The organism is Kitasatospora sp. NPDC057904, assembly GCF_042887925.1.
In the GTDB taxonomy this organism is placed as follows: Bacteria; Actinomycetota; Actinomycetes; order Streptomycetales; family Streptomycetaceae; genus Kitasatospora.
Genome location: NZ_JBHVOL010000058.1, coordinates 1 through 5,372, shown reverse-complemented (window position 1 = coordinate 5,372; position 5,372 = coordinate 1). Strand labels below are relative to the sequence as shown.

General features: G+C 71.3%; 5 protein-coding genes and 1 pseudogene. 2 read left to right on the top strand and 4 right to left on the bottom strand.

Annotated features, from left to right (window positions below; translation table 11 throughout):
* Positions 1–135 precede the first annotated feature (135 nt).
* The 4 genes and pseudogenes from ACFVSN_RS44965 to ACFVSN_RS44950 form a co-directional block, all read right to left on the bottom strand.
* Positions 136–600 carry a hypothetical protein gene (locus ACFVSN_RS44965; RefSeq protein ID WP_387959294.1) on the bottom strand — a complete coding sequence of 155 codons (465 nt, stop codon included), beginning with the start codon at positions 598–600 and terminating at the stop codon, positions 136–138.
* A gap of 63 nt (positions 601–663) precedes the next feature.
* Positions 664–1,215: an NIPSNAP family protein gene (locus ACFVSN_RS44960; protein ID WP_387959292.1), complete on the bottom strand. Its 552-nt coding sequence runs from the start codon at positions 1,213–1,215 to the stop codon at positions 664–666.
* Between the two features lie 58 nt (positions 1,216–1,273).
* Positions 1,274–2,374 carry a hypothetical protein gene (locus ACFVSN_RS44955; protein ID WP_387959291.1) on the bottom strand — a complete coding sequence of 367 codons (1,101 nt, stop codon included), beginning with the start codon at positions 2,372–2,374 and terminating at the stop codon, positions 1,274–1,276.
* A gap of 96 nt (positions 2,375–2,470) precedes the next feature.
* Positions 2,471–3,361, bottom strand: a pseudogene (locus ACFVSN_RS44950) (DUF3626 domain-containing protein).
* 141 nt (positions 3,362–3,502) lie between these two features.
* Between ACFVSN_RS44950 and ACFVSN_RS44945 the strand changes: the two are divergent.
* Positions 3,503–4,453 carry an ankyrin repeat domain-containing protein gene (locus ACFVSN_RS44945; protein WP_387959289.1) on the top strand — a complete coding sequence of 317 codons (951 nt, stop codon included), beginning with the start codon at positions 3,503–3,505 and terminating at the stop codon, positions 4,451–4,453.
* Between the two features lie 43 nt (positions 4,454–4,496).
* Complete coding sequence (locus ACFVSN_RS44940) at positions 4,497–5,144, top strand: hypothetical protein (protein ID WP_387959287.1); 648 nt, start codon at positions 4,497–4,499, stop codon at positions 5,142–5,144.
* Positions 5,145–5,372: the final 228 nt, after the last annotated feature.

Below are 5,372 nucleotides of genomic sequence, written 5' to 3'. Positions count from 1 at the left end.
CAGGCCCCCACCCTGCGCATACCGCATACCACCGGCATACCGCAGGGATCACTATCCGTCACTACCGACAACAGGGCGAAAACCTCAGTAACGGCTGCCCGAGGCGATCGGCACGACGGCTCTCGAAGGCGCCTCCTACTCCTTCACCGGGCCGTCGTCCTCCTCCTCGTCCCCGTAGGGCTCCTCGGGCGGCGGTGCGAGGACGAGCGGCCAGTCCTCTCCTGATGAGGTGAAGACCGCCGTACCTTCCCAGACCTGGCCGGCCATCGCCGGATCGACGGTCGTCTCGGCGTGCAGGACCAGGACGTAGTTCGGGTCGAAGCTCGACCGGACCGGGAAGTCGGCCGGGTCGACTCCCAGCCGCTCCAGGCCGCCCGGGTGGAGCGCGATGTCGACCGCCAGCCGCTCCCCCGTGTACGAGTGCTCGGCCCAGCCGTCGGTCTGCAGCAGGTAGGACACCTGGTCGCCCTCGTGGCCGAACGCGCTGTAGCTGCTCAGCGCGCGCTCGCCGGGCGTGCCGTCGGAGTCGATGACCAGCACGGCGACCGGCACCTCCGGATCGCCGGGCCCAAGACCGGAGCGGACGTTCAAGCGAGCCATGGGCACCTCCGGGTCGCAACAGGGATCGGACAGGACACCACTACACCTCACCCCACTGACAATTCACCCCACGGGCTCCAGCCTCAGCCGCCGGACCGGCCAGGGTGCCGGCTCGGCCGGGCCGAACCAGAGCCGGACGTCGAGCCCGGTGCGGACGGGCAGGGCGGGGTAGTCGTTCTCGGCGTGCTCGGTGCGGTGCAGCGCGTGGTGCGGGCCCAGGTGCCGGGCCGCGTATTCGTCGAAGGTCGCCGCGTCCGACGGCTCGCAGACCGTCGCGGCCACCTCCCGGGCGCCCCGCTCCGGGGCGAAGCCAGGGCCGCGCAGCAGCAGGACGTCGTCGCTGTCGACCATGGTGGCGTTGGCCGCGTCACGGTGCGCCCGCCAGACCGGGCCGGTGTAGAACGCCTCCAGCGCGCGCCGGCGGTGCGCCATGTCGGGGAACGCGCGCACCCAGACGAACCGGTCCGGGTCGTCGAGGTCGCGGAACCGGCCGCCGAGGGTGATGCCGACGGCCTCCTGCCCGGTCACGAACTCGCGCTCGAACAGCTCGATCAGGGTCTCGCGCGTGCCGGGGTGCAGGGTGTACTGGCGGAATTCGACGATGTTCATGCTCATGCGCCGCAGGCTACGGGTGCTCCACTGACACCTCCGGTCAGTGAAGCACCTACGGTGCTCAGTCCGCCGAGCCGCTGCCGGCCGCCGCGGAGCGGCAGTCGTTGCGCGCGGCGGGCGACAGCTGCGGGCACAACCGGGCCTTGGCCGACTTGTCGTGGTAGTTGACGTTCCAGTAGCTCGTCATGCCACTGACGCACAGCGGCCGCTGCCACGCCTCCAGGGCCGCCTCGCACTGGTCGCCGACCCACGCCGGGCGGTCGATGTTGTACTTCATCAGCCGGGAGCCGGTCCCCCGGGTGCAGGCCTGCCGGCCGTCCGACGTGGGTGCGGCTAGGCACCAGCGCAGGGCCTCGGCGAAGCTCTCGGGGTGGTCGGCGTAGTCGTGCTTCTGGAGGAAGTAGACCGGCGCGTAGAAGTAGCAGGCGCCCTGGAAGACGTCCGGTTGCTCGGGGCAGGGGTACAGCGGGTCGGCGGCCAGCTTGTCCGCGGGGAGCTGGGCGGTGGCGGCCGGGTCCGTCTCGTCCGGCTCGAAGAGCTGCATGAACACGCCCTCCGAGCAGGCCACGACCTGGTACGTCTGCGAGAACTTCCGGCACAGCTGCTCGGCGTCGGGCAGCTTCAGCCGCGACACGAACATCGCGCCGTGCCCGATGCCGTGGATGCACGAGGCCGACTCGTCGGGCGCGCAGAGCTTCGTCACGGCCGAGGCGGGGTCGGGGCTCTGGGAGAGCTTCTCCTCGACGATGCCGTGCAGGTAGCCCGAGCCGCAGACGTCGTTGCGGAAGGACGCGGCCTTGGCGAAGTCGTCGCCGTACTTCTGCAGGGCCGCATGCCCGAGGTCGTGGGCGACCGGGTGGCAGATCCGGCTGACGTACGGCTGGCTGTCGGTGATCCTGGCCAGGTCGGCGAGCGCCTGGGCAGGGTCGGAGGCGTTCAACTCCGCCACCAGGTGGTCGCGCAGCTTGCTCTGGGTCCACACGGCGGGCGTGGCGGAGGCCGCACTCGGCTGGGGAGAGCCCGGAGCCGCGACGGAGGCGGTGGCCGTGGGGGTTGTGACCGCCGCGACGGGCTGATCGGCGGCAGCAGCCGCAGGCGTCCACTGCGTGTGCAACACCGCCCACACACCCATCGCGAACAGCAGCAGTGACGTGATCAGCATGAATCGCCGAGCCATCTTTCCCCCGTTCCCAAGCCGTCAATCCTGGGTGCGGCCAACGGTTCTGACCATGTGCTATCGCCTGCAGTCCCGTCTCCCCTACGGACGGCGAAAGTCCGCCCGGCGGTTCCCCGTCTGCGACTCGACGCGGAGCGGCGGGCCGAAACGGGCAAGGCAGTGCCAGACCTTCTTGAGGTCCTGCGGGTCATAGCGCCCACTCCGGACGGCATCGCCGATGATCCGCGGATCGAGCCGGCCGTCGACCGCGATCTCGGCCCCCAGGTCGACGTACTCCTGCCCGCGGTAGCCCGGGTGGCGCCGCAACTCCCCGACGGAGAGCCGGAATCCGGGGTGCCACTCGACCCGGCACGGGAGCCTTCACGCCGCGCGCTCCACCGCCGTACCGCGATAACTGGGATCGAGGACCAGCGCCTCGACGTCCCGGTCGAACCGGACCGGCCCGTGGATCTGCGCCTCGATGTGGCCGTCCACGGCATCGAGACCGTCCGCCTCGGCCAGCTCGACGAGGGCGCAGCGCGAGGCGACGCCGAAGGCCGACGGGTCCGTGGAGCTGTCCGGATAGCAGAACGTGGCGCGGGCGAGGGTGGCGGCGGAGAGCCTGAAGTACGAGGACCCGAACCGCGGCGCGCCGCCTGCTGGTTCGCACCGGAAGTCCAGAGCGCCGTAGACGGGGCGCTCCTGCGCCGGGGCATCGTCGTAGGCCCCCGCGAAGATCCGGCTCTCCCAGTGCCACCGGTCCCCACCCGGCCGGGCCGTCAGGCCGCCGTTGCTGGTACCCGTCACGAACTGCGAGTGGTAACGCCCGTCCGACGCCATCCTGACGAGGACCGGCTCGCCACCCGCGATCCGGTCCGGATGGAAGTTCATGGTCAGCCGCAGCCGCGGATCGAGCGGCCCGCCCCGAGCCAGCCCGGCCACATGCGCCAGCGCCCGCCGCTGCGGCGACCACACTGCATCGTCCACCCCCATGACGCGCAGTGTGGACGAACGCCGCCTCCCACCGCACCTCGATTTCACCCCGTGCGCACAGCACCCGTCCTGTCAGACCCTCATGCGATCGTGCACGGAGAAACGGACGCCCGCGCCATCGCGGGCAGGAGGAGGGACACGATGACGGGCTGGACCGGTGTGACCCGGGAAACCTGGCAGGACCACGGCGACATCCGCGCACGACTCGACGCAGGCGCCGATCCGAACGCCTGGAACGGCCGGCGTCCACTGCACTACGCCGCAGGATGGGGCTCTCCCGAGGTCGTGGCCGAACTGGCCGGCCGTGTCTTGGACGTGGACGCGCTTGAGGACGGGACGACGGCACTGTGGGAAGCCGTCATGAGTGACCGGCCGGACAACGCCCGCGCCCTCGTGGCAGCCGGTGCCGATCCCTGGCGGCCCCAGCTCGGCGGCTGGTCAGCGGGGCGCCTCGCCCTGGCAGGGCCGCTCGCCGAGCTGTTCCCCGTCCCCATCGGAGAATCGGGCCTGACGGCAGCCGAGCAGGCGACCGTCGAGCGAGGGCGGCAACTCGTCCAGGCCCTGGACACGTTGTACTACGACGGCACCGGACTCGCCTGCATCGCCGCCATCGACACCGCCGAGGCGATCCGGCGGCTCGACGCTGCACCGGTGGACAAGAAGTACGCGGCCAAGCGGCTCAACAACCCCCGCTCGTACGACCTCTACGAAAGCGAGCTCATCGTCGGCGTCACAACGGTCCCCGGCGGCTGCATCGTCACCCAGCCCTGGGGGTACACCCCGTCCACTCCGGTCGCGATGAGGCGCCTCACCACCGGTACCGTCGGCTACGGCTTCTTCGCCAACCCGAAGAGCGGCAACCAGGGCAGCATCGTCCGCGACGGCATCGAGGAGGGGTGGGACCTCCACCCCGGCGGCGCCCCCGTTCCCGGCGACTCCCCTGAGGAGGTCCTGGCCGGCTACCTCTACCGCCGCCACGCGGTCGCCTACGCCTGCGACTTCGCCGGCCTCCGACCGACCAGCGCCCGCGCCGTCACCGGCCCCGCCGACATCTGGGTTCGGCTGCCCGACATCGACTACTGGGAGCGTTGAAATCCGGTCGTGGAAGCCACCGCCGGACTGTCATCCTCGCTGCATGCTGCTCAAACTGACCGGCTCCAGCTGTTCCGGGAAGTCCACGCTCGCCCGCGCCGTGGCCGGCCGGCTCCGGCAGGTCGCCGTGCACGACTTCGACGAGGTCGGGGTGCCGGAGAACGCCGACCGCCAGTGGCGACACCGGATGACCGAACTGTGGGTGCGTCGCGCCCTGAAGCACCAGGACCGCGGCGTCGACCTCCTGTTGACCGGCCAGTCCCCGCTGGGCGAGGTCCTGGCGGCGCCCTCGGCCCCGCTGCTGGACGGGATCGCGGTGTGCCTGGTCGACGTCGCCGACGACGTCCGCCGGGAGAGGCTCACCGCACGGGACGCAGGCCGGTGGGACTCCTCCGCCGTGGACGCCTTCCTCGGCTGGGCGGCCTGGCACAGCGGCCACGCACGCGATCCCCGCCACCGGCCGGACGTCATCACCGGCGGCAGCGGCCCGGAGATGGCCTGGCACCGCTGGACGACCTGGACCGCCGAAGACCCCCGGTGGCACACCCACCGGCTCGACACGACGGGACGGCCCGTCACGGACGCCGTCGACCAGCTGGAGCAATGGGTTTCCGACCAACGCGAAGCACACCGCACCGGCCACCTGCCCCTGGCCCCCGGCTGGGCGGCCATCACCGACCACACCACCTGACCCGCTGACCCGCACAGAAGGTCGGCCGCCCCGACTTCTCGATCGCCAAGCACCCTTCCTCGCCGATCGACGTCGGGGTGCGGAGCGCCGACTGCCATGCCCGCTGGGTGGGGCGTGGGGACCTGTCGGATGCCTAGTACTCCAGCAGGACTTCGACGTTTTGCCTGTTCAGAGGGCTGCGCGGTGGAGTGTAGCGGGCTGCTGCTCGATCAGGGGCGGTCTTCATTG